This is a genomic window from Marinomonas hwangdonensis, assembly GCF_003721245.1.
Classification (GTDB): domain Bacteria; phylum Pseudomonadota; class Gammaproteobacteria; order Pseudomonadales; family Marinomonadaceae; genus Marinomonas; species Marinomonas hwangdonensis.
The window spans coordinates 385,193-410,701 of record NZ_RIZG01000001.1; the positions used below are offsets into that span (position 1 = coordinate 385,193).

Sequence of the window (25,509 nt, forward strand, 5' to 3'; positions counted from 1 at the left end):
GAACAATACGTCAATCTATAAAATGACAGGTATTCGTTCAAATAAAACCACTATACCCAAACATAGAGGGACTCACCAAGAAGTAAAAGAGAGAAAGTTTCTTCTTTTTAACTTAATTTTCTAAAATCGGTTAATTGCCGCCAATCCTGAGCTTTAAGCGGACGTTAAGAAGGAATAGCAAGTTTGTTAAGTGAATTTTTACGTTTAACGTTGCTTAATTTTGCCACGGTTACGTGCTGAACTGATGAACCAGCTGGCGCAGTTGGCGAGCACAGGTTTGTAAGTTCTTAACAGAAGTTTCAATGTCAGTGGAGTTGTGGCTTGTTTTCTCACTGATGTCAGCAATATTTTGTAAGGTGTGATGGACCGTTTTAGAGGAAGTATGCTGGCGTTCAGCGGCCTCACTAATATTGCGGTTAAGTTGTGAGATAGACAGGACGCCATTGGCGATTTCAGAAAATGTGACACCCGCTTCATCGGTTTGCTCGGCGCCGACATTGGCGGTATTTCGAGCGGATTCCATGACATTCACTGTGGTTACTGTTTGTTGTGTTAATTGATCAATCAAGCCGCCAATTTCAGTCGCGGCAAGTTGCGAACGCTTGGCTAGCTGTCGTACTTCGTCAGCGACTACAGCAAAGCCTCGACCTTGCTCTCCTGCTCTGGCGGCTTCTATCGCCGCATTGAGAGCCAGCAAGTTGGTTTGGTCTGCGACCTCCGAAATAATGCTTAACCGTGCGTTTATGTGAGTAACGTCTTCTTGTAGGGTTTGAATTTGCTGTGCGGCATCACCCACTTCAAGAGACAATTGTTGGATATCTTGATTGGCTTTGTTCATTACACCAAGGCCTTGTTTGGAGTGTTGGCCAAGCTGCTGAGTGGTGGTGTTGGCTTGTTGGGCAATGGCCAAGGTGTCTTCCACAGAGGCCATAACGCTTTGCATCAGACTTGCCGCTTCGCTGATATTAGACAGTTGTTTAGTCACACCCTTCGAGGTTTGTTTGGTCGACTGTGTGGTTTGTTCGACAATACTGTCTAGTGTTTCACTAGAATGAGCCACATTGCGAACAATCGACTGAAAGTCATTCATCATGCTGTTAAAGGCTTGCGCCATGGCGCCCATTTCATCTTTTCCTTTAAAATCAACACGTTGAGTCAAATTGCCAGAGTGTTGAACGGATGTCATTGTGGTACACAGTGCGGTGACTCGATGCGTCACAAGATGAATAATATATAAGGCCGTTCCACCCACAACGAGCGTTAAAATGCACACGAGTATGGCGTAATCTATCAATGCAGTAAGGAAAAATTGAATCACTTCGTCCATCGACGCGGTCGCCACCAGGGTGAGGTTCCAAGGTGAAAAGGTGGTAGCACTGGCTATCATGCTGTGCTCCGAACCGTCTTTGTCGAGGTAGTTAAAGTCTAACCTATGATGGTTTTTTGTCGTCTCGGCTATTGAACGTAAGGCTGATGATAGGGCGCTTGGGATATTTTGGTTTGGGTAATGGGCCGGTGCATTTAATAATGTGAGTGGCTTTTGACTGATCACCCAAATACTTTGTTGATCACCGTATTTGAAGTCTGCCAATAAGGACAGTGCCTCTTGTTTAGCTTGCTCTTGGGTCAGCCCCCCCGACGTCTGCTTTTTATAAGCGGTATTAAGGACAGAGGTGGCGATGTCTAAAATGTCATGAGTTCGATCTTTTCTGGCTTCTACATGGCTGTTGAATAAAGACGTCAATGACAGAAGAATCAGTGCCGTTGTGCCCATGGACATTAAGCCAATAATTGCCCACAGCTTGTAACGAACTTTTATATCATTTATGCGATCCAGCATCTCGCCTCCGTCAGCTTGAAAGTGTGTTGTCAGCGTTAAACAAAAACCAAGAAAAATCTACCCGGCGCTAAGAAGGATTTAGAGTAAAGGCTTTTTTACATCTTGCCTAGCACGAAGCCGTGCGTTAGGTCATTATAATGGTCGATATTGGTGATTACGGCAATTAAGAGATCGCCTAAACCAAAAAATAGGGTTTTAAAAAACGTACTGGCAAAATGAAGAGGGTGATTTGTTAAGCTATTTTATGGTTTTTTCGGTGGCTTTTTTGTCTGCCACCATTTTGCCTTTAGGATCAGAGGGTGTCTTGCTTTACTACGCAAACAACACCACCTTGTCTGTCTTTCTGTTATGGCTTTTCGCCAGTGTTGGCAATACGTTGGGTGGATTGACTAACTGGTTTCTAGGAATATATTTGGTCAGGTTTGAAGACAGAAAATGGTTTCCGATTAAGCCCAAATCGAGACAAAAAGCGGAGCGCTTTTTTAATCGTTACGGCGTCTGGAGCTTGCTGTTTACCTGGTTACCTGTGGTAGGAGATGGGATTGCCTTAGTGGCTGGCGTGTTACGAACCCCACTTTGGTATTTTTTACCGTTAGTTTTTATTGGTAAAGCCGCTCGATATGCCTTAATTTTATGGGGACTTCACCAAGTAATGGCGTTCATGTGAAAAATGAAAAAGCGAACACACAGATTATTGAATAGATAAATTGATAATGAACAGGGAGACAGTAATGAAGAAAATGTCAAAGACACTGCTGGTCATCATGATGGGGGCGTCGTTAGGAGCCTGTTCATCTATGGATGGCAAAAACACCTTTATGACCTACGCTGACTTACAAGACTTGGTGCAGGCACATGAAAGTCAATGGCAAGCCGTACAGCCGAAATTAGACAGGTTGGATGAACTGGAAGCGCAAGTGGCCGCATTGACTCAAGGAGAGAGCGTGTCGTCGACAAGCGAAGTGCCGGATAATGACAATGGGGACGGTGTATTTAACAGTGACAGCGTCGCCGCGATTAACGTCGCGCCTGCTGTGATGTCGTCTTCAAATAGTCAGATGGTTGAATCCAATGTAATGTCTGAAGGAAATCTGACATCTGAAGAGAAGTTGGTATCGGAAGAAAATGTTGTCATGAACAGAGCTGCTCCTCCAGTTGTCAGTGCTCCGCTTGCGACTACGGCGCCAGCAAGCGTGCAACCATCGCGATTTGGCGTGCAGTTGGCGGCTTACGGGATTCGTGAAGAAGCTCTGCGTGGCTGGCGAGTGTTGCGTGACGCCCATCCTGATGCCTTTGTTGGGTTAGAGCCATTGCTGAATGAAAAAGAAGTGAATGGGCGCAGTATGTATCAGTTAAAAGTCGGCCCGTTTTTGAATAGAACATTCAGTGCGGATTTTTGTAACATGCTCAAGGGGAAAGGACAGGATTGCTTGCTAACCCAATATAATGGGCAAGCCCTGTAAGTCATTTTAAGAAAACAAAGCATCCAGTAAAATGACTGCAAACCTATAGAAAGAACCTAAAAAAGCACGCTTGGCTAAAACGCAAAGCGTGCTTTTTTATTGCGTGTTACATCAAAGGGAACACGGTGCCATAAACGTCAACTTGACCGTTTTCCAGTACAGCTTGCGTTTCGGCTTGTCCATCGACAAATCGGATAAAACCCTGTTGAACGAAAGGTTGAATCATCATGCGTGCCCGCTCTTTTACACGGGGAGCGGACGCGGATACTCCTGTTTGGTTGGCAATAAAACGTTCGACCAGATTGTTCAGTAAAGCCGCATCAACTTTAATATTGGCTTTAGCAACCGTGTGATAAAGCCAATATTCTGGCGTAAGCAGTGCATTTAACGTAGGGTTTTCCATTCCAACAATAGCGCTGGTGACACTCGCTGATACTCGACCTTGAGGAAAGGTTGCGCGTATTTCTGTGATGTTGAACTCAGGATTTTCACTTAACAATGTGTCTATGTTCTCTTGAATGAAAATCAAGAGAGGGTCGTACAAATCATGGTTAAGAGTATTCTGTGCGAGCATATCCTCAGTAAAGGCTTTGTAATCAAGGAAGAAGCGGTTGCTCAAACGGTTTAGTTCGGTAACGACAGCAAGGTCGGATACGGTTATGTCTTGGTGTGTAACCGCGTCTGCGAAATAACCAATACCAATATTGCCCAGCGCCGTCTTTTGATCAAACGCAGTACTCAGCGCGACTTTTAAGCCGGATAACTTGGTACGGTCATTCACTTCCAGTGCATTGAGAGTAAATGTCATCTCACTGCCATAAAAACCGCCTTGCAGAAGGGTCTCTATTCCTGCGTCTAAGTCGATAGAAACACCAAAATCCTCGGCCTTAATCGTGGTGTATCCATTACTTAATTGTGTATCTTCTGCTACCCCTTGATAGCGAATGGTGTCAGAGGTGATTTCTCCTTGACCTGAGTAACCACGAAACGTCAACTCGTTATCAAGACTGCGCAGTTCTGGAATAACGTCCATCAGCTTAAGGTTGCCAATGGTGTCTCCCATGATAGAAAGCCGGTAAAAGTCCTGTTGTTCGTCCCAACTAAGTGTGTTGCGTAGCGTTGGCGCAGCCACACTGACTTGCGTGTTAAATAGCCCAAACATGCCTTGATCTGCAAACAGGATTGGCCCAAATTGAGAATCTAATTCAAGCTCAAGTTGTAAGGTATCTTCTTGTGTTGGATAACCAAACTGCGCCATGTCTAAGGTTAATAAAAGGGTGTTATTTGAGCCAAACCAGCGTGTTTGTGTCGCGACAAGCTCGGCAGAGTAACCAGGCGCGTTATTGATATTGGCCACTATGTCTGACAGCGCATCTTGGTGTTGAGGTGCTATGAATTTTGGTGCCGCTATTAAAGCGGCAACCGGAACAAGAGCAAGGGCAAAGAGTGCTTTTTTCAATGGAAATTCCTTTTCTTTTTGAGTGAATTAAATCGAAATATTGATTGGTTTGCTTAGGCCATATGATGCTTGTTTAAGCTTAACGCCATGGCTTCAGCGATCTTAATGCCATCAATCGCAGCAGACATAATGCCGCCTGCGTAGCCTGCACCTTCTCCGGCTGGATACAAGCCTTTGGTGTTGATGCTTTCTAGGCTGTCATCATCGCGTTTGATGTTGATGGGGGCTGACGTACGTGTCTCCACACCCGTTAATAAAGCGTCATCAAAGGCAAACCCTCTGATTTTCTTGTTAAACGCAGGAATGGCTTCGCGAATCGCCTCGATACAAAAATCGGGCAAGGCATCGGCCAAATTCGTCAACTTGATACCCGGTTTAAAAGAAGGCTCTACGGTGCCGAGCTTTTCGGGTGTTTCATTACGCAAAAACGCACCGACCGTTTGCGCTGGCGCATCGTAGTTACTGCCACCCAACTCGTAGGCAAGACTTTCTAGTTTACGCTGGAATTCAATACCTGCCAGTGGACCGCCAGGGTAATCGGACGGATCAATACCTACCACGATGGCGCTGTTGGCATTACGCTCATTACGAGAATACTGGCTCATACCATTGGTCACCACACGGTGTTCTTCCGATGTGGCGGCCACCACTGTGCCACCTGGACACATACAGAAGCTGTAAACCGAACGACCATTTTTACAATGGTGAACCAGTTTGTAATCGGCCGCCCCTAAAATTTCGTTGCCGGCATTTTGGCCAAAGCGCGCTTTGTCGATAGCCGATTGTTCGTGTTCGATACGGAAGCCCACCGAGAAAGGTTTGGCTTCGATATAAACGCCCTTGTTGAGTAGCATCTCGAAGGTGTCACGCGCACTGTGGCCAATGGCGATAGCAATGTGTTTTGAATAGAGTTTTTCACCGTCAGCCAGTGTCACTCCCGTGATCTGGCCGTCCTCAATGTGCAGATCGTCAACACGGCAGCTAAAACGAATTTCGCCGCCTAGCTCAATAATTTGCGCGCGCATTTTTTCGACCATGGCAACCAGTTTAAAGGTACCAATGTGCGGCTTACTAACGTACAAGATTTCGTCTGGTGCGCCTGCTGCAACAAATTCATTCAGCACTTTGCGGCTGTATTGTTTTGGGTCTTTGACTTGGCTATAAAGCTTACCGTCAGAAAAAGTCCCCGCGCCACCTTCACCAAATTGCACGTTGGATTCTGTGTTGAGGACTTTTTTGCGCCAGAAACCAAAGGTGTCCTTGGTGCGTTCACGTACTTCTTTACCACGCTCAAGCACGATGGGCTTGTAGCCCATTTGTGCCAATACCAAGGCCGTCAATAAACCACAGGGACCAAAGCCAATAATAATAGGGCGTTCAGCCAGGTTAGCAGGTGCCTGCGCCACAGGGTAATAGCCCAAATCAGGAGCGACTTTAACCAGTTGATGGTCTGCAAATTGGCTCAGCAACTGCTCGTTACAGGTGGTTTCAACATCCAGGGTATAAATCAACATAATGTTGGTTTTCTGGCGGGCATCATAACCACGACGAAATACATTGAATTGCACAAGCTGATCGGCCGAAATGTCAAGCATGGTCAGAATGGCATTTTCGAGTGCATTGGCGTCGTGATCTAAGGGAAGTTGGATATTGGACAGTCGTATCATAGGAATCAATAGTTAGAATGCTGGGTCAAGAGTGATTTAGCGAGCATAGTACGATATTTTAGCTGAAAAAGCTGGTAAAACTTGTTTTATCGACAGGGCTGATGGTGAATTTTTTTACTGTATCGGCGACTTTTGGTCTTATTCAAATAACGAAGAGAAGGTGGTTCATTATGGTTATTCACCCCTTGGCTGAAGCGCTTGGCGCTCAAGTGGATGATGTCGATTTATCCAGGCTAACGCCACAAGACGTCGAAGAAATGTATCGAGCATTTTTACAACATAAAGTATTGTTTTTTCGTGATCAGACCTTGTCCCCTGAGCAGCATCTTGCACTGGGTAGGTGTTTTGGTGAGTTAGAGCCAGCGCATCCTTTTTTTCCTCGTTTAGTTGAAAGCGACCAAGTGGTAGTGATCGAAACTTCTCGAGGTCATCCACCGGGAGAGAGCTTTTGGCATACGGATATGACGTGGCAAGAGATCCCGCCGAAATGCTCAATTTTACACGCTCAATATGTTCCCGAAAAAGGTGGTGATACGCTGTGGTGTAATATGGCCGCTGTTTTTTCGAGTTTACCGCAAAGTGATAAAGCAAGACTTCGGACGATGAGTGCGCTGCATGGTTTGCACGCATTTGAGGGAAGTCGATACGATGAACAAGATGATTTCGGTCAAAGCCGAATCGCACAAAAATCTCAGGCCTACCCTCCGATTGTTCGTCCTATGGTAACCCGCCATCCAGAAACCGATGAAGAAATCTTGTTTATCAATGAGCAATTTACGCGTTCCGTGATAGGGGAGTCTGACAAGGAGAGCCGCGCCTTATTGGATCGACTCTTTGCCATTGCTCGACAAGTTCAGTTTCAAGTGCGTTTTCAGTGGCAAGCCGGCTCGGTTGCCATTTGGGACAACCGAGTGACTCAGCATTTTGCTGTGACGGACTATGCTGATCAGCCTAGAAAACTGCATCGAGTGACGGTTAAAGGCTAATGGGAAAAATCCCAAGCCCACTCATTGACTAGCGAAGATTGACAGCGGTTGCTTCGTCAAACCCTAACATGATATTGAGGTTTTGAACGGCAGCGCCAGAGGCACCTTTACCAAGGTTGTCCAGTTTGGCAACCAAAACACCGGACTGGTTGTCTGGCGCACTTAATACAGACAGCTCTATTTGGTTAGTGTCTTCGAGGCCGTGTGGGGTCAAGAAAGGCGCCGCATCATCAACCACGTGATTTACCTCATTCACTGTCACAAAGGCATCATTGGCATACACCTCAGCTAATTTAGTCTGTAGTTGTGTCATGGTGACGCCATTTTTTAGTTGAATGGGCAAGAAAGTCAGCATGCCTTGGCGGAAGCTGCCCACGCTGGGCATAAAAATAGGTGCTTTATCCAACCCAGACCAAGTCTTGATTTCAGGCAAATGCTTATGATTAAAGGTTAAACCATAAGCGCCATACACAGGCGCATTCTCAGTGCCTTCATAACGGTCAATCAGGGCGTTACCGCCACCACTGTAACCAGAAACCGCATTAATAGAATAATCACCATCCGCTGGCAACAATCCCGCTTCAATTAGCGGCTTCAATAACAAGATCGCTCCTGTTGGGTAACAACCTGGGTTAGAAACAAACTGCGCCGCTTTGATTTTGTCGCGTTGTGAGACATCGAGTTCTGGCAAACCATACACCCAGCCCTCAGCAACACGGTGTACTGAGCTGGCATCTAAAATACGACAGCCTTCTTCTTTGGCTAAAATGACGCTCTCTATGGCGGCGTCGTCTGGTAGACAAAGTACGGTGACATCGGCTTCTTTCATCAGTCGACGTTTTTCTTCCATATCGCGTTTTTTGGTTGGATCGATACTGATGATTTCAATGTCAGGGTGGTTAACCAAACGGTCTTTTACTTGTAAACCTGTGGTGCCGGTTTCGCCATCGATGAATACTTTTTTCACAGCGGAGTTCCTTACTGAGTGTCTAAGATCAAAGCCGAACAGGGCGTCTGGACGGAGTTCCTGTGTTCCAACGGTTTAGCGCAGGGCTTTCGAAAAAATGTGTGTTGGTACGAGTTTACTATTTATGAACAATGAATAGAGCAACGATGGGTAAGTGTAATGCATCAGGGTGATACTGAATAGTTGCTAAAGAGGCGATCCAAGATAATTGGCTATTTTTGCGGCATTGCTACCCGCGATAAAAAAATAATGCTATAAGAATAGACCTTATTTATTTCTTAATTTGTATATTACTTCTCACTTTACATGGACATAAACGACAAGGCTAAACGATTATGAAACAGCCTCCAATGGTACTTATTGTAGACGATGTTCCAGAAAATCTACGGGTACTTAAAGATGTGATAGATGCATTGGATTGCCAAATTGCGGTGGCCAACTCGGGTGAGCGTGCTTTGCAGTTGCTTGAAAGGACTCAACCTTGCCTAATTCTATTAGATGTCATGATGGGGGGCATTGATGGGTTTGAAACTTGCCGTCGTATTCGTTCACAACCTTCGTTTAATGATGTGCCAATTATTTTTATTACCGCGCTAACAGACGATATCAGCCGCGGCTTTGAAGCGGGCGGTAACGACTACATCAGTAAGCCTTTCCGTATCGAAGAAGTGCGTTCAAGAGTGCAGCACCAGTTAGAAAAGTTTCAGCTTTTGCGCGAGCTAAAAGCACTGACCCTATCATTGGAAGAGAAAGTGCGTGAACGCACCGCTGACCTGAACTTAGTGAATCGCAACTTACGTAAGGAAGTGCAAGAAAGGCGCTACATGCAAGACCGATTGAAATATCTGGCGCAGCATGATTTTGTTACTCAGTTGTATAACCGTGATGCGTTAGACGAACATATTTCTTATATTGTTTCTGATATTCAATTGAACACCTTGGAGCATGTGCCTTATTTTTTATTAATCGACGTCAACGAGTTTCGTCTGATCAACGACTCTTGTGGCTGTATCGCAGGCGATGAGTTGTTGCATCAGTTGGCAGCGATCATGAGCCAACTTGCCGACCCCCAAAACGATTTTTGTGCTCGTCTAAATGGAGACAAATTTGCCATTGTGATGAAAAAAGGGGGGCATCAAGGTGCGGCTTCCTATCTGAGAATGTTTAAACAAGCCTTGGATGACTACGCATTTATATGGAACGAGCGACGCTTTCAGATGAGTGCGACCCAGGTGGCCATTCCTTTGGCTCGTGATATGGGTTCGTTTGAACAAGTTGTCATGCTGGCGGATGAGGTGTGCTATCGAGGTAAAAAATCAGGCACCCATACTCAAGTAATTAAAGACGCAAAAGATCTAGTCTGCCAAGAATACCGCGGCAACCTCAACTGGGGGCTGCGTATTATGGACGGTCTTGAGAAAAACCTGTTTGAGGTACACTTTCAGCAGGTATGTTCGTTAACCCATCAGCAACAAAAAAAGAAAATTGAAATTTTGGTGCGTTTAAGGAATGAAGAAACGGGCGATCTTATTTACCCAAATGACTTTATTCGTGCCGCTGAACGCTTTGGTATCATTGCTAAAATAGACCGCTGGGTGATTCACAACACCATGAAGCAACTGTCTGAGCGCCGAGATTTATGGGACTCCATTGATCAGGTAGCATTAAATGTGTCTGCCTTGTCTGTCCGTCAGGACGGTTTTGCCCAGTACATTTTAGAGCAGTTAGCACACTTTAGTCTGGATGGGCGGAAGTTCTGTTTTGAATTAACAGAGACCGAGGCTTTAAACAACTTTAACGACACTCGTCAGTTCATGGCTTTACTCCATGAAAAAGGTTGCACCATTGCGCTGGACGATTTCGGTACGGGTTTTTCATCTTATGCCTATTTAACTGATTTGCCGTTTGATTTGATTAAAATCGACGGCATGTTCATCAAAGATATGCACGTTAACAGTGTGCACCTAGGCATGGTGGATTCCATCGTTAAGCTGGCCAAAATGCTCAATAAACCCGTGGTGGCGGAGTTTGTTGAAAACCAAAGTATCGTAGAAGAATTAACACGGCTGGGTGTTGAATGGGGGCAAGGGTATTTCTTTCATAAGCCTGAGAAGCTCTAGCCTTGAAGCCCAAGCAACGAAATAGAGCAACAAGCTAACGCCACCGATTAAGGGGTGCGACACATGGATATCGATTTACCCACTATTCTCCACCTCCTGATAGTGCTGTTTATATTGACGGCTTTCGTATTAGGCGTGTTTCAGCTTGGTTTTCTTTTTCGTTTCAAACGCTTGCAGCGTCGCTATTCAAGAGCGATTTTGGCAACTAACGCCGGCGTGTGGGAGTGGTTTCCCAAAACGGGGCGCTGGTATGCTTCTCCTGAATTTTTTCAGCAATTGGGTTTTAAAGAAGAAAGCACGCCTAAGAGCCTAGACGATTTGCTGATACTCATATCGACAGAAGATCAGACTAGGTTTAAACAGTGGCAATCAGCGTTGCTTGGCTCTCGCCAAGACACAGCGCCAAAATCCATTCGATTCACACTCTCTAATACGTCCTTACATACCCAAACCGCTACCTCTCACAAGAACGATCAGGAGGGAGTTACAAATTTAAAACACTACTGTTTGGAAATGCGTGGCAATGTCGTCCGAAGAGACAGTCGCCAACGGGCACACAGTGTGGCGGGTATTCTGGAAGAAATTAGTCATCTAGTCGCCACAGAAAGTGCTCTGATTAGTGCGCGTGAAGAAGCGCGACGTCGTGAATTAACGCTCTCTATTTTGCTGGACAATATTCCAGATGTGGTCTGGTCAAAAGATGAACAAGGTCGATACCTAGATTGTAATAAAGCGTTTCTGGACTTTAACGGGTTTTCAATTGGTGAAATCACCGGTAAGAACGATCAAGATCTCAATTTAGACGGTAAAGGGGGGTATTACCAACAACGTGATCAAGAGGCCATGCAAACCGGTTTAACTATTTATGAGCAAAGTTGGGGCCAGCCAAAAAATGGTGGTGAGCCGCGCTTGTTTGATGTGTGTCGGGTCCCCATCACAGGGGAATCTTCGCATTTTCGTGGCACCTTAGGTGTCGCCCGAGACATCACGGAACGTCATTTGTTGATTAATCAGCTCAAATTGTTTAAAAGCTTCGCCGATAACTCTGCACAGGGTTTTGCTATGGCAACATTAGACGGAGAAATTTCGTATTTTAACGAAACCATTCGCTCTCTTCTTGGTGTGCCAGAAGAGGCAAACGATGCCTTCTTAGCAGAATTAAACCATCTAGAATTTTATACCGAACCAACCCAGCGTTTTTTACAAGAAACCGTCATTCCCTATGTAAAGGAAAAGGGTGTGTGGCAAGGGGAGCTAGAAGCGAAGAGTCTTGATGGTCGTGTTTTCCCGACTCATGAAACCTATTTTTTGCTGCGCGATGAAGAGGGTAAGCCCATTTCATTTGGCGATGTCATGAATGATATATCGGATCAAAAACATGTTTCTATGCAGCTAGAACAAGCGAAAGAGGCTGCAGAACAGGCGAACCAAGCCAAAAGCCAGTTCTTAGCCAATATGAGCCATGAAATTCGCACGCCCCTGAATGCCATTATTGGTTATGCTCAGCTGATTGGTGAGGATAACCAGCTAGTAGATGTTTCTCGCACCCGCTTTTTGTCTATTGCCACCGCAGGAGAGCGTTTGTTGGCGCTAATTAATGACATTTTAGATATTGCTCGGATTGAATCGGGTCGTCTGGTGTTGCACGAACAGAAAATGAACTTGTGCCGAGAAGTGAATCAAATAGGTAGGCTGTTCTTAGGTCAAGCTCAGTCAAAAGAGCTAGACCTGATGGTCGAATGTGATCTAGATGAAGACTTGCTTGTTTGGATGGATCCAGTCAAATTTCAACAAATACTGACGAATTTGTTGGGTAATGCGGTCAAATTTACCATAAAAGGGTATGTGAAGATCGTTGTTCGAATAGAAGCAGAACGTATACAGATTGTTATCGAAGACACAGGGCCCGGAATAGAAAGTGCTCTAATGGAACACCTTTTTACTCCTTTTGTGCAAGGTAAGGCAGGCGAAGCCTCGGGTGGTACTGGGCTTGGTTTAGCATTGTCAACGACCTTGGTTAAATTGATGCAGGGAGCTTTGTCGGTAACAAGCAGTGAAGGCGAGGGGACACAGATTACAGTAGATTTACCTTTATCGAGAGTCAATCAAAACGACGCTGCTGAGTTTAATGATCAAGAGGCTTTTTTAAATATGCGATTAAATGACCCTATTCGCGTCTTGGTCGCCGAAGATGACGACTGGTCGCGGGATATCCTGGTCTCTTTATTGGAAAAAGCGGGCTGTCAGATAATTGAAGCACAGGATGGTGAACAAGCCATAAACGCCTTCAGGGCCAACCTGCCTGATCTGGTTATGACAGACATAAGGATGCCAAATAAATCTGGCATCGACTTATTACAGGTGATTAAGCAAGAAAACCCAGAGCAGAACATTCCTGTTATTGCCATTACTGCGTCTACATTAGTGCATGAACAACAAGAACTATTGGACCAAGGCTTTTGGCAAGTCATTGCTAAGCCGTATCAAATTGAAGCCATTTATAAAGCCTTGGTGGCGCATCTGGACGTGCATTTTGTTCCGCTGTACGACGCTAAGCTCAATTCAGACGATGAGGGAAAAAGCCTGCTATCGGCCCACGAAGAAGCGACTGGTCAGCCATCTGCTAGCGCGCTGCGGCCATTAACATCAGCCGATTGGCAGCCATTGCTTGCGGCGGCACAAAGCGGCGACATGCAAACAACGGAAGACGTGTTTTATTCTTTGCGTGAGGCGTTACCCAAAACTCAAGAGAAAGCTCTGAAATCAGCGATTGATCAGTTTGACTTGGGGTTGGTAGAGACCTTGATCGAACAATTCCAAGCCTCATGATAGCCAGCGTTTAATGCCAGAGAGACATCATGGGTTTTGCTCACGCTTGCCTGAGGCATTTGGTTTGACAGGGATATTGGCAATGGATAAGGTCGCGCAAGACAAATTTGATGAGGGGATTTTAGATATTGTGGACACAAACCAACTTACATATTGACCGATGTCTTTACCCAAACTATTGCCCAGTATTGGGCGTCCAATTTTTTATTGAACTCTTTTGTGATACTTTTTAAACCCCTTTTTAGAGACGTCTTTATGACCCCTTCTGTCGTTCATTGTCCCTCGCTTTTTTTGACGGCGCCTGCGTCGAATCAAGGGAAAACTACTATTACTGCTGCCTTGGCGCGTTATTTTACTAATCAGGGCAAAGTGGTCCGTGTTTTTAAAACGGGCCCAGATTATCTTGACCCACAGATTTTAGCACAGGCGTCTAAGCAACCTGTTGAACAGCTTGATATCTGGATGGCAGGGGAAGCCTACTGCCAAGACAAACTGTACCAAGCAGCCCAGGTTGCAGATTTGATCTTGGTAGAAGGCGCTATGGGCATGTTTGATGGTGAACCCTCCAGTGCTGATCTTGCTGCACGCTTTGGTATTCCCATGGCGATTGTTCTGGACGTTAAAGGCATGGCACAAACCGCTGCGGCCGTTGCGATGGGGTTAGCCAATTTTCGTGATGATGTGCAAGTAGCTGGCTTGATTGCTAATCATTGTGGCAGCGAACGTCATGCAGAATTGATTCGCGAAGCGCTTCCTACAAACTTGCCTTTGCTTGCCACCCTAAAGCGCGATGAAGAGATTACTTTGCCAGAACGCCACTTGGGTTTGGTGCAAGCAGATGAAGTGAAAGACGAATTAGAAATTCGCTTTGAAGCTGCGGTTGAATGGTTAAAAGAAACGCAAGATACAGGTTTGTTAAGCTTGCCGAATGCTGTGCCTTTTTACCCTGTCAATCAAGTAGGCGCTAAACAAACTATTGAGCAACACTTGCTAGGCAAAACCATCGCGGTGGCGAAAGACGCGGCCTTCAGTTTTATCTATGATGCTAACCTGATGGCGCTGAAAAGTTTAGGCGCAGAACTGGTGTTTTTCTCGCCCTTGCATGATCAAGCTTTGCCTAAGGCCGATGCCCTTTGGTTACCTGGCGGCTATCCTGAATTACACACTAAAGCTTTGTCTGAAAACACCGCCATGCGTCAAGCCATTCAAGATTTTTATCAGGCAGGCAAGGGCATCTTGGCAGAATGTGGGGGCATGCTTTATAGCTTAGAGACGCTCACAGATTTAGAGGAAAACGAATACCCTATGTTGGGGATTTTAGCAGGGCAAGGCGCTATGCGAGGTGAACGTGGTTGTCAAGGTATGCAAACGGCCGTGACGCCGCAAGGAGACATTCGCGGACACGCTCACCACAGATCTCGCAGCGCCAACACGCCTGAACCTGTCGGTTATGGTCGTCGTCAGCGACATCCTGCACCGGGTGAAGCGATTTATCAGCAGAAAGGCTTAACCGCCAGTTACTTGCATTTATTTTTCCAGTCCAACCTCGATGCCACTGCTAAGCTCTTTTTAGTGAATCCGCAGGACTAGCGAGTTATGTGGCCAGAAATTGCAGAATCCACGTTTGGGAAAAGTTAGAGATATCAAAGACCAAGGTTTTTGAACTCTGCCTTTACTGGGTTCTGACTACCGATTGATTGCCTAATGACTATTAAAAGCAACAAAACAGCCGCGTCCTTGTTCTTTTGCTTGGTATAAACATTTATCCGCATCGTGAAAAAGTTGGTCTAAATGCGTTACTTTTGCATGAGCGACAACGCCAGCACTTAGGCTAACTCTGTAATTGTCTTGAGCTCCGTCAATGGGGGTGGCCGCCAAATGTTGTGAAATACAGCGATACAGTTCTGCGGCTTGTTCGACATTGGTACTAGGGCATAGAATGGCAAACTCTTCTCCACCAATACGGGCACAGATGAAATGCTCACTGGCACACGATCGGATAGCATCTGCGATGACGATAAGTGCATTGTCACCAACTTGGTGACCACACTGATCGTTGAGTTGTTTAAATAAATCTGCATCCAGAGCAATAATACTTATAGGCGATGACTCATCCGATTTAGCGTGAGCGATAAGGGATTGAGCGGCCTTGGTGAAACCTCGTCGATTATAAAGGTTTGTATGAAAATCATGCATGGCGAGATAGTCTTTTTCCTTTACTAAATTCGTGGTGATTAATAAGAAAAGAAAAATGCCATTCGCTAAAATAAGACTGGGGAGTACGAAAAGTAATATAAATGGATTGCCGGCTTCTACGTGCTCAACAAAACTCATTTCTTCGCTTAAACCAATATTCAACAGTCTTAATAAGATTAATGCGCCTAATAATCCAAAAACGGCCGCTATTAAACACTTTATAACATAATTATCCGGCGTGCTTTTGATGAGCTTAAACGCAGTAAAAAGATAAATGAATCCGATAAATACGCCAGTCACTACCGCTCGGTGAAAAAAATTATTATCAGAAATAACAAGGTATTGTATGGGGAACATGAGGCTCAGTAATAACAACCAAATTTTAATACTGGTCCGTGTCTTGATTAACTGTAAGGTCCCATGAGCCACACAGACAACGGAGGCTGCAATGGCAAAATTACCAGCAAGTCTTAACAGATCATTTACGACAAAAATGCGTAGGAGAATCAAAGCGATGCCAAGAGCCGTTAGACCGAAGCCAATGGCTAATAACAGGGCGGGTTGTATTCTGCGATCTTGATACCACAAAATAGCAAATCCAGTTGCGACAACGCAGTACATCCAGACAGTCATAAAGAGCAATGTTGGTACTAGTTCCATTATCAGGAATCTCCAATAAATCTTAGCCAAGATTAGCAGACTTTATGCCATCATAATAATGTTTTGCGAGTTTGCCTGAAATCATCATGCCTGGAGATTCGATTGGTAAAAATGCTCACCTATCGTGTACTGGGGGGGGCAAAATAGGAAAGAAAATAGCCCCATGTGAGATGGGGCTATTTTGGTATGATCGAAAAGCGTGAGTGCTTAAGCAATCCAAATCTGTTGCACGTTGACAAACTCCCGTATGCCTTGCGGGCCAAGTTCACGACCATAGCCAGATTTACCAATCCCGCCCGATGGCAATCTAGGGTCGCTTTTTACGATGCCATTGACGGCAATTTGTCCTGATTCCAGTGTTTTAATCGCTCGATCTATGGTCGCTTGATTACTGGTCCAAATGCTAGCGCCTAAGCCATACTCCGTGTCGTTTGCCAGTTCCAGCGCTTGATCAATCGTCTCAATCGGCGTCACGCTGAGCACTGGCCCAAAGGTCTCCTCTTCAAACACCGTCATGCCGGGTTTGACGTCGACTAATAACGTTGGTGGATAAAAGAATCCCGAACGAGATGGCAAATCGCCTCCGGTTAAACAGCGCGCACCGGCGTCGATGCTTTGCGATACTTGGCGATGCAGCTGATCACGCAAATCTTCTCTCGCCAATGGACCTAGATTGTTATTTTCGTCTCTTGGGTCACCGCATTTAAGTTTGCTAAAACGTTGTCGAAGCGCTTCACACACCTCGTTGTAAATGGATTTTTCAACAAACAAACGCTTCACAGCGATACAGGATTGCCCCGCGTTAATCATCCTCGACAAGGTAATAATGTCGAGGGCTTTTTCCAGATCCGCATCGGCCATTAATATACAAGGATCGGAACCGCCAAGTTCTAATACGGCGGGCTTTAATCCCGCTGCGGCTTGCGAGGCAATAAATTGTCCCGCTTTGCTAGAACCCGTAAACGACACGGCTTTCACTTTCGGGTGATCGATCATTTTACTGGCTACCGAGTTAGGTACTGCCAGATTGGCGACTGCGTTTTCAGGTACGCCAGCTTGATATAAACATTCGACCAATTTGTTTGCTGTGGCTGGCACATTCGGGTCGGCTTTTAATACACAAGTATTGCCAGCCATTAAGGCTGGAGCCAGAAAGCGCAATGCCAACCAAACCGGTGCGTTCCAAGGCAAGATGCCCAGAACCGTGCCGAGAGGCGGGTATTGCACATAACTGTGGCTCGCGTCGGATTCCAGCGATTCGGACGCTAGAAAATCGGCACCGTGTTCGGCATAGTAGTCAGCACACCAGGCGCTTTTCTCCACTTCGGCAAGGCCTTCCTTTATTGGTTTGCCCATTTCTAACGCCATTAAATTGGCCAGTTCGTTTTGGTTGTCCCGTAACGAAGCCGCTACGGCTTTTAACACAGCCGTTCGCTTAGCAAAGCTTTTGGCTTTCCATTCCGTGAAGCCATTCGCCACTTTATCGATGATGGCGTGTGCCTGTTCTAAGCTTAATGACGGGCTCGGTGGTAGGGCTTGGCCTGTGGTTGGATTGATGGTTTCTAACATAATCACCTCGTATCAACTGGCTGCTTTTTCGGCTTGCTTGGCATGTGATTTGGCTTTTTTACTCTCTTCTTGTGCTGGCGGTGTATTGGACAGATCAATAGCGAGTTTTGTTGTTTCTTGTCCAGTGCTTAGGGCTTTAACGGTGAAATCTCGATCTAAGTTAAAGAAAGAACGACAACCGTCTTCGGTGATTTCAATGGTGTCTGAAATTCCGCAGGTTTTATTGCCTTCAATCCCCCACATCCATGGAATCATATGAAAAGTCATGCCAGGTTTTAGCACCGCAGAATTACCTTGTTTCAAGCTGATGATATAGCCTTCATCCCAGCTGGGTGGGAAGGCGATGCCAATGGAGTAACCGGATCGCGTGATTAAACTCGCACCCACTTGGTTGTCCATAATGATATTGCGCACCATGTTGTCTACGTCCGACACCGTCATACCTGGCTGCACCACACGATGAATTTCATTGAGCGCGCGTTTCATGACTTCTTGCGACTGATACATGGCATCGGATAGTTCACCAAGAATCACAGTGCGCATCATGGCGGTGTGGTAACGACGATAACAACCGCCCACCTCTAAAAAGACGTGCTCATTGGGTTGTACAGCTCTGCCTTCAAAAGTGGCATGACCAATCATGGTTCTTGGTCCAGAAGTGACGTACGGCATAACGGCGGGCGTTTCACCGCCAGCACGGAACATGGCGGCCGCGATTTCAGCGCCTATTTCATTTTCGGTAACACCGGGACGACAAATTTCAATGCCCGCTTTCATGCCTGCTTCGGTTGCCAACGCGGCGCGACGCATAATGGCGATTTCTTCTTGCGATTTGCAGATTCGGCCTTCTTCCACAATGCCGAAGCAATCCATGAGTTTGGCGTTCTTTAAAGTGGTATGAATGCAATCCTGCTGGTATGCAGGGAAAAAGTAACTGTTGCGTTCATAACCAATGCGTTTGTCGGCCAAACCAAATTCGCGTAGGGCGTCCACCAACATTTGAATGGCATCCCCCGTATCTGGGTAAGGACGCGTTAATTCGACCCAAGTACGAGCAAAAATATTTGATTCTTCCAAGACCCGAGTGATCATGAAGGGCTCTTTTTCGAGTGGAATGACCAGCGCCTGAAAAAAGGAATAGCCTGTGGTTTGATAGTCGGTTAAATAGGTAATATTTTCCGGATCGGTGACCACGACGGCATCCAAACGGCGCTCGGCAATGCGAGCGCGCAGTTCACCCAAGCGGCGCTGATATTCTGCAAAAGTAAAGGTCATGTCATCGCGTTCAATCATGCGGCTTCCTCCATTACAAAACGTACGGCGTCTTTCAAAATATCCAACCCTTCCGCGAGATCCGCTTCAGGGATGGTTAATGGTGGAATAATCTTCAATACCCGGCCGCCACTACCGCAAGCGCCAAGCATCAAGCCTTTATGGAAACAGCGTTGTACGACTTTCGCCGCCATGTCACCGCTCCCCATGTCTAAACCAAGGATCAGACCTTTGCCGCGCAGTTCTTTCGCACTGTTTTCGCTAACCAGTGGCTCTAATGCATCGCGTACTGTTTTGACTTTTTCCATGACTTCGTTCATTAGCTTGTTATCGTCAAAGTAGCTCAATGCAACTTCACCCGCTACAAAGGACAAGTTTTGCCCGCGGAAGGTGCCAGTGTGTTCGCCAGGCGACCAATGTTTATCCAAATCAGGGTGAACTAAGTTCATTGCCATTGGGGTACCTGCGCCGCCAATACCCTTGGCCAAGGTAATGATGTCTGGTTTGATACCCATGTCATCAAAACTGAAATAAGAACCAGTGCGGCCGCAGCCCACTTGAATGTCATCGACGATTAGTACAGAACCAAACTCTTTGGCGAGTTTTTCTAGTTTCTGCATCCATGCTTTGCTGGCGACGTTGACACCACCTTCTGCTTGAATAGTTTCTACCATGAAAGCCGCTGGTGGCTTGATACCACTGGATGGGTCACGGTACTGATTACCTAAGGCATCTAACGCTGCGAGAGCGGCTTCATGATCGTGCTCTTGGTCAAACAACTCATGGCTGACATGCAATAAAGGCACGCCAGAGGCTTGACGGAAATACTCGTTGGCCGTTGCGGCTAATGCGCCCAATGTCATGCCATGAAAACCTTGACTAAAGGCGACAATGTTATGGCGTCCCGTGGCATTTCGAGCCAGTTTCATGGCGGCTTCGACCGCGTTGGTGCCGGTTGGCCCCATAAACTGCATACGATGGGGCATGTTTCTGGGTGCTAAAATCACATCGGTAAATTTCTGCATAAACTGCGCTTTCGCTTGCGTTTGCATATCTAAGCTGTGTAATACGCCGTCTTTTTGCAAATAATCGATCATGGCTGCTTTCATGTGCGGGTTGTTATGCCCGAAATTAAGCACCCCCGCACCCGCGAAGAAATCAATGTATTCCTTACCGTTTTCGTCAACTTGACGGGCGTTTTTTGCCGTAACAAAAACCGTTGGGTACGTGCGAGCGTAAGCTCGAATATTGGATTCTCGTTGTTCGAAAATAGTCATAACGTCTCCTAAAAAGGTCTTGTATCTATGACCTTTGGTTCGGTTTTTTGGGTTTTATTGCTTGGGTATTGAGTGTTTTGGTAGCGATTGATCAGTAAGGCCGGCAAGTTGGCAGAACCAACGGCAGACATCGGCAATCAATCGATCATTGAAATCGTAATGTGGACTGTGACAAGCCACACTGTGCGCATCGCCATCATTGCTGCCAATTAAGGCAAAGGCACCCGGAACGGCTTGTAGGTAATAGCTAAAATCTTCTGATGCCATGATTGGCAGAGCTTGCCCATGATGTAGTGCGGGTTCGCCGTACAACGACAGCCACTCTTTTCGAGCTCGGATGGCTTGTTCTTTATGATTGATAGTCGCCTGATAACGCATGTCATGTTCAATCGTACATTTCACACCATAGGCGGCCGCGGTATAGGTGGCCACCTCGGAAATGTGTTGGTTGAGCTGTTGACGGGTATCCTCGTCAGGAACACGAATACTACCGCTTAACGTCGCCGTTTCTGGAATCACCGTTGGCGCAGTGCCGCCGTGTATTTGCGTGACACTGACCACGGCGGTGGCTTGTGGGGCAAGACGACGGCTGACGACTTGTTGTAAGGCTACATTGACCGCGCTGGCGGCCAGAATGGGATCGGCACACAGTTCTGGTTGGCTAGCGTGACCACCACGACCTTTGAATATCATATTGAAGGTGCCATTACCGCACATGACAATGTCGTCAGGACACGCCATGGTGCCATAAGGCAGGGCAGGCCAGTTGTGCCAGCCATAAATTGCGCCGACGTTCTCTAATGCGCCGTCTTTGATCATTTCGCGAGCACCGTGCAAGCCTTCTTCGGCTGGCTGAAAAATCAGCACAACCGGTTGGGGGAGTTCTGTTTCAAAGTGTTTTAACCAACGTGCTGTTGCTAGCAAGGTGGCGGTGTGTCCATCGTGACCACAAGCGTGCATGCAGCCTTGATTGACGGATTGCCATGCTTTTCCAGTCTGCTCCTCAATGGGTAATGCATCCATATCGCCGCGCAAAGCAATCGCTGCGCCTTGAGCGTCTTTGTTGAGCCAAGCAATGGTGCCGGTGTCGGCGCAAGCGTGCCATGGGATATCTAATGCATCAAGCTGACGGCGTACTAAGGATGCCGTATTTTTTTCCTGCCAACCGAGCTCAGGATGAGCGTGCAACTGCTTGCGCAGTTTTTCAGCGAAGAGAATGTTTTCTTGCCATAAATTCTGCATAACGCCTCCCTGAAAAAAGATTACATACGTAGCGAAATTTGAAAAGCTTCATACAGTAGTAATTAAATAATGGTTAGGTTGCAAGTGTGAAAAATAATAATAAGGTCAATAAAATGTAGAAATGAAAATAAAATAAAAGAAAAGACACCAAAAAAAACGCTCAAAACAAACACATAGAAAAATATGTAAAAAATGAAAATATTTTTAAAAAATATTTTCGATAAATAATAAAAGGCTCTTTTATCTGCTCTAAAAATGCGCGTCAACGCCCGAAAAATAGGCGTTTAGCCGTCAAATTAATCTTTTTAAAGACATGTTAGGTCTAATGATTTGTTATGTAAGTAAAGTAGGCGTATTAATTTATAGGTCTAAATAGTGCTTAATAAAGCAAGCGTTAAAAAAGTCTTTTAAGAATTATTAGGTTAAATAGGGAGTGGGATGTTATTTATGACAATAAAGGTGTCATTGTATTTTGGGAGAGACCGTTAAGGTTCTTTCATAATTATATGGGTTTTTCATAATAGAATTGTTATTTGGTATGAATATGAGAAACCACTGTGTTGTTTTGATACCTGATCTGTAAATACAAGAGCGCACCTGATAGCGCGCCTGCACAGGCTAACCCAAGCCAAAGCCAGTTATGATTTACTTCAGTAGATGACAGTAACCAGCCGCTGCTAATATTGCCAATAAAGGCATAGAGCCCCCCAATACAGGAATACAAACCATAGTGACTGCCTAACTCTTTTGGAGAGCAAAATTTAGGCACATAAGCGCCCAATAGCGGGAACACCAGCATGGAGCCGATACTAAAAAAGAGGGCACACATGACAAAAGGCAAGGCAGGTAACCATGGCACACTGAAAATGAGCCAAAGATAGCCTGACCCCATTATCGTCATGCCTAATCCCATTCCTCGAGCGGTTCCTAAATGGGATTCTACAAAGCGGCTGACCGGCATTTGCATTAATACCCCCATAATTGACGACGTGGCAAATACCCAGGTGATGATACTGACATCCTGTGTCACCACACGAATCTCATGGGGGATGGCAATGTAGAGCTGATGAAATAATAACTGATACATTGATCCGCATAATACGAACTGCATGAAAGCTTTGTGGGTTAGCATGCCTCCCCACTGCTGCCAAAATGCTTGGTTAGGTCTTTTTGAGCGTTCTTTTTGAGAGGCAAGTTCCGGCAGAAAGCGCCATTGAATCAGCAGCAATAAGGTAAATAGCCCAGCGGACATCAAACCCACTAACGCAAAGTCAATATACAGTAGAGACAAACCCAATAGCGGCCCTAATAACATCCCCGCTTCCGATGTTAGGTTTTGCAGTGCGAAGACCTTGTCTCGGGCTTTTTGTTCGGGGTATTCCGAGGCCAGATAGGCTTGGCTGCTAGGGGTGAAAAGAGCACCAGCAAATCCCGAAAAAAACGCTCCTAGGAGTAACACAGGGATACTTTGACCGACACCCAATAAAGCAAAACCAATAATCCGAACGGCACAGCCGAGAAGAATTAAGCGTTTATAGCCTAGTCGGTCGCCAAGGGTGCCGCCCACTAAAAACAGCCCCTGCTGGCTTAATACTCTCAGCCCAATAATCACGCCAACATACCAACCACTGATGCCGACATTATGCTCTAGATGGTCGGCCAGATAAGGTAGCAGCATGTAAAAGCCGAGATTAAAGGTAAAGCCATTAATGACCAATACTTGACCTGCAGGAGAGAGCAGGCGCCAATCTCTTGAAAAGTGTCTTAAAGGCATACGGTACGTTTAGGTTGTAAGTGTTGTGGCTGTAAGATGAGCTTCTGTGGTGTGAAACCAGGTCGAATGGTTCGAATAAAGGGAATGCCATAACTGTCTTTGGTGACTTCGGCATTGACATCATAAACCTCTTTCACCAAAGCAGGCGTTAGGATATCGCTTGGATGGCCACTGGCTACCACATGACCATTTTTCAACACTAATAAGTTGTCGGCGTATTGGGCGGCTAGGTTAAGGTCATGGAGCACCATTAATGTGACCCAGCCCTGTTGTTTGGTTTGTGTGTCCAAATGGTCCAATAAGACATGCTGAAAATGCAGGTCTAGTGCACTGACAGGCTCATCCAACATCAATATTTTAGGGTTTCTCATTAAGGCTTGAGCGAACAAAATCATCTGGCATTGTCCGCCACTCAGTTTATTTACTGGGCGGTTAGCAAGGTGTAATAAGCCAATTTTTTCTAGCGCTGTTAAGGCCTGTTTTATAAGCGAATCGTCCAGTCGTAACCCCAACGAATCTAATTGCCCTAATAGGACGACTTCAAGCGCACTGAGCTCTATATCAAGCCGAATGTCTTGCGGCATGTAACCAAACTGCTCACGCCAGCGCGAGATTTGTTTACGCTTGATTAGATTGTGGTTGTTATTTAATGGGTCGAGAAAAGATATCTCGCCAGAGATCGGTTGTATATCACCAAATAGAGTTTTTAATAAGGTGCTCTTACCTGTGCCGTTGGGCCCAATAATAACGTGCACTTTTCCAGGGTCGAGTGAAAAAGACATGTCTTTAGCAAGAGTTAGAGTATCTAACGTCACATTGAGCTTGTTGACTTTAAGCATGAGTTAGCGCCTCTTTCCTAGAATCAGCCAAAAGAAGAAAGGCACACCTATAATTGCGGTGACAATACCGATAGGGAATAGCGCGCCAGGGACGATGATTTTTGACAAAACAGAGGCGCTAGATAAAAGAAAAGCACCAATTAAAAACGACAAGGGTAAGAAAAAACGCTGATCTTCACCCACTAACATCTTGGCAATATTAGGAGCGACAATACCGATAAAGCCAATGATACCGACAAAGCTGGTTACCGTAGCGGTCATTAAAGCAACAATGAAAAGGGTTTTTAGGCGCAACCGGCTCACGTTTACTCCTAAACTCTTGGCTCTTTCTTCTCCTAATCGCAACGCGGTCAATTTCCAAGCATCACGAATCAAGAAAAACATACAGACAGAAGTGATGCCGGCAATAATTGATAAGTTTGACCAAGATGCTTTGGATAAGCTGCCAAACAACCAGAATAAAATCTGCTGGCTTAATTCCGGAGAAGAAACAAACTGTACTAATGATAATAATGACTGGAATAGGAACAGTAAGGCGATCCCCGCAAGAATCAGCTGGCCTGAGCTGATGTGCCTCATGGTGGCTAACGCAAACAAAAAGGCAGCCGCCAGCATACAGCAGACAAAAGCACCTAAAGGAACCGCCACATTTGCATTCAGTCCCAATGAGCCAAAATAGAGAGTAAGTGCCGCGCCAAATCCTGCCGCCGCCGCCATGCCAAGCGTATACGGACTGGCCATAGGGTTGTTTAATAGAGTTTGCATCTCAGCACCGCCAACCCCCAGAACGCCACCGACAATGACTGCCATGATGGCAATGGGCAAACGCAGACTGGAGACAATGACTTTGGTTGTAGGATCTACTTCTACTGAGAAGCCAATTAAGTGCAGTAAAGCGTTGGCAACCTCTTTGACGTTGAGTAAAGAGGGCCCCGTAGCGATGTCCAAAACAAAAGAAGTGATTAACACAATAAGTAGAATGCCAATAACAGACCAGCGACGCTTTTCACTGCGTCGCTGATTTGAAATAGCATCAGAGAGTAGATCTGATTGCATAAATTATTTATCTGTTGGAACGCATCCTAACAGACGTTACTCCGAAATGTTGACGGCGAAAGTACCCATTTAGGTGACTGGAAAGTGATGTTTGCCTTTTTAACAAATACCAAAAAGCGACTATTTTTTTAAACCTTCAACAGAAGGTTTTATTGAGAATGATTTTGTTTTGCATCTTACAGATAGGTCAGAAATTATCAAGTACTTTATTAGGAATCAAGATAGATTTAATAATCATTATTATAAATGTTAGGTTAAATACGCATCATGAATCCGTCCTTTCTTGATTTTGG

Annotated in this window: 18 protein-coding genes; 6 read left to right on the top strand and 12 right to left on the bottom strand. The window is 45.7% G+C overall.

What is annotated here, in order from left to right:
* Positions 1-229 precede the first annotated feature (229 nt).
* On the bottom strand, positions 230-1,840 hold the full coding sequence (locus EBI00_RS01780) for a methyl-accepting chemotaxis protein (RefSeq protein ID WP_123094201.1): 1,611 nt from the start codon (positions 1,838-1,840) through the stop codon (positions 230-232).
* Positions 1,841-2,069: 229 nt separating this feature from the next.
* Here EBI00_RS01780 and EBI00_RS01785 point away from each other — a divergent pair, with 229 nt between their 5' ends.
* Positions 2,070-2,507 (top strand): YqaA family protein, encoded by a 438-nt coding sequence (locus EBI00_RS01785; protein WP_206612537.1) that lies wholly within the window; start codon positions 2,070-2,072, stop codon positions 2,505-2,507.
* Positions 2,508-2,571: 64 nt separating this feature from the next.
* Positions 2,572-3,303, top strand: coding sequence for an SPOR domain-containing protein (locus EBI00_RS01790; protein ID WP_241556921.1), 732 nt, complete (start codon positions 2,572-2,574; stop codon positions 3,301-3,303).
* A 106-nt stretch (positions 3,304-3,409) separates the two neighbouring features.
* On the opposite strand, the gene EBI00_RS01795 is transcribed toward EBI00_RS01790, so the two are convergent.
* Both EBI00_RS01795 and EBI00_RS01800 read right to left on the bottom strand, forming a co-directional pair.
* The gene (locus EBI00_RS01795) at positions 3,410-4,762 is read right to left on the bottom strand and encodes a DUF945 family protein (protein ID WP_123094202.1); all 1,353 of its coding nucleotides are present in this window, start codon (positions 4,760-4,762) and stop codon (positions 3,410-3,412) included.
* A 53-nt stretch (positions 4,763-4,815) separates the two neighbouring features.
* Positions 4,816-6,429, bottom strand: coding sequence for an NAD(P)/FAD-dependent oxidoreductase (locus EBI00_RS01800; protein WP_123094203.1), 1,614 nt, complete (start codon positions 6,427-6,429; stop codon positions 4,816-4,818).
* 170 nt (positions 6,430-6,599) lie between these two features.
* Here EBI00_RS01800 and EBI00_RS01805 point away from each other — a divergent pair, with 170 nt between their 5' ends.
* Positions 6,600-7,415: a TauD/TfdA dioxygenase family protein gene (locus EBI00_RS01805; protein WP_123094204.1), complete on the top strand. Its 816-nt coding sequence runs from the start codon at positions 6,600-6,602 to the stop codon at positions 7,413-7,415.
* Between the two features lie 28 nt (positions 7,416-7,443).
* Here the strand turns inward: EBI00_RS01805 and argC are convergent, their stop codons facing one another.
* Positions 7,444-8,382 carry an N-acetyl-gamma-glutamyl-phosphate reductase gene (gene argC / locus EBI00_RS01810; protein ID WP_123094205.1) on the bottom strand — a complete coding sequence of 313 codons (939 nt, stop codon included), beginning with the start codon at positions 8,380-8,382 and terminating at the stop codon, positions 7,444-7,446.
* Positions 8,383-8,717: 335 nt separating this feature from the next.
* Between argC and EBI00_RS01815 the strand changes: the two genes are divergently transcribed.
* The 3 genes from EBI00_RS01815 to EBI00_RS01825 all read left to right on the top strand — a co-directional run bounded on the left by EBI00_RS01815 (position 8,718) and on the right by EBI00_RS01825 (position 14,921).
* Positions 8,718-10,502 carry an EAL domain-containing response regulator gene (locus EBI00_RS01815; protein WP_123094206.1) on the top strand — a complete coding sequence of 595 codons (1,785 nt, stop codon included), beginning with the start codon at positions 8,718-8,720 and terminating at the stop codon, positions 10,500-10,502.
* 63 nt (positions 10,503-10,565) lie between these two features.
* Entirely contained in the window at positions 10,566-13,331 is a 2,766-nt protein-coding gene (locus EBI00_RS01820; RefSeq protein ID WP_123094207.1) for a PAS domain-containing hybrid sensor histidine kinase/response regulator, read from the top strand.
* A 255-nt stretch (positions 13,332-13,586) separates the two neighbouring features.
* Positions 13,587-14,921, top strand: a complete 1,335-nt coding sequence (locus tag EBI00_RS01825; RefSeq protein WP_123094208.1) for a cobyrinic acid a,c-diamide synthase CobB — start codon at positions 13,587-13,589, stop codon at positions 14,919-14,921.
* A 111-nt stretch (positions 14,922-15,032) separates the two neighbouring features.
* Here the strand turns inward: EBI00_RS01825 and EBI00_RS01830 are convergent, their stop codons facing one another.
* The 8 genes from EBI00_RS01830 to EBI00_RS01870 all read right to left on the bottom strand — a co-directional run bounded on the left by EBI00_RS01830 (position 15,033) and on the right by EBI00_RS01870 (position 25,216).
* Entirely contained in the window at positions 15,033-16,187 is a 1,155-nt protein-coding gene (locus tag EBI00_RS01830) for a GGDEF domain-containing protein (protein WP_123094209.1), read from the bottom strand.
* Positions 16,188-16,394: 207 nt separating this feature from the next.
* Entirely contained in the window at positions 16,395-17,756 is a 1,362-nt protein-coding gene (locus EBI00_RS01835; protein WP_123094210.1) for an NAD-dependent succinate-semialdehyde dehydrogenase, read from the bottom strand.
* Positions 17,757-17,768: 12 nt separating this feature from the next.
* The gene (gene doeA, locus EBI00_RS01840; protein ID WP_123094211.1) at positions 17,769-19,049 is read right to left on the bottom strand and encodes an ectoine hydrolase; all 1,281 of its coding nucleotides are present in this window, start codon (positions 19,047-19,049) and stop codon (positions 17,769-17,771) included.
* Positions 19,046-20,305, bottom strand: a complete 1,260-nt coding sequence (locus EBI00_RS01845) for an aspartate aminotransferase family protein (protein ID WP_123094212.1) — start codon at positions 20,303-20,305, stop codon at positions 19,046-19,048. Before EBI00_RS01845 ends, doeA begins: the two co-directional genes overlap by 4 nt.
* A gap of 54 nt (positions 20,306-20,359) precedes the next feature.
* Positions 20,360-21,547, bottom strand: coding sequence for a N(2)-acetyl-L-2,4-diaminobutanoate deacetylase DoeB2 (doeB2, locus tag EBI00_RS01850; protein ID WP_123094213.1), 1,188 nt, complete (start codon positions 21,545-21,547; stop codon positions 20,360-20,362).
* A gap of 529 nt (positions 21,548-22,076) precedes the next feature.
* Positions 22,077-23,321: an MFS transporter gene (locus tag EBI00_RS01860; RefSeq protein WP_123094215.1), complete on the bottom strand. Its 1,245-nt coding sequence runs from the start codon at positions 23,319-23,321 to the stop codon at positions 22,077-22,079.
* Positions 23,312-24,160, bottom strand: coding sequence for an ABC transporter ATP-binding protein (locus EBI00_RS01865; protein WP_123094216.1), 849 nt, complete (start codon positions 24,158-24,160; stop codon positions 23,312-23,314). Before EBI00_RS01865 ends, EBI00_RS01860 begins: the two co-directional genes overlap by 10 nt.
* Positions 24,161-24,163: 3 nt before the next feature.
* Positions 24,164-25,216: a FecCD family ABC transporter permease gene (locus EBI00_RS01870; protein ID WP_123094217.1), complete on the bottom strand. Its 1,053-nt coding sequence runs from the start codon at positions 25,214-25,216 to the stop codon at positions 24,164-24,166.
* Positions 25,217-25,509: the final 293 nt, after the last annotated feature.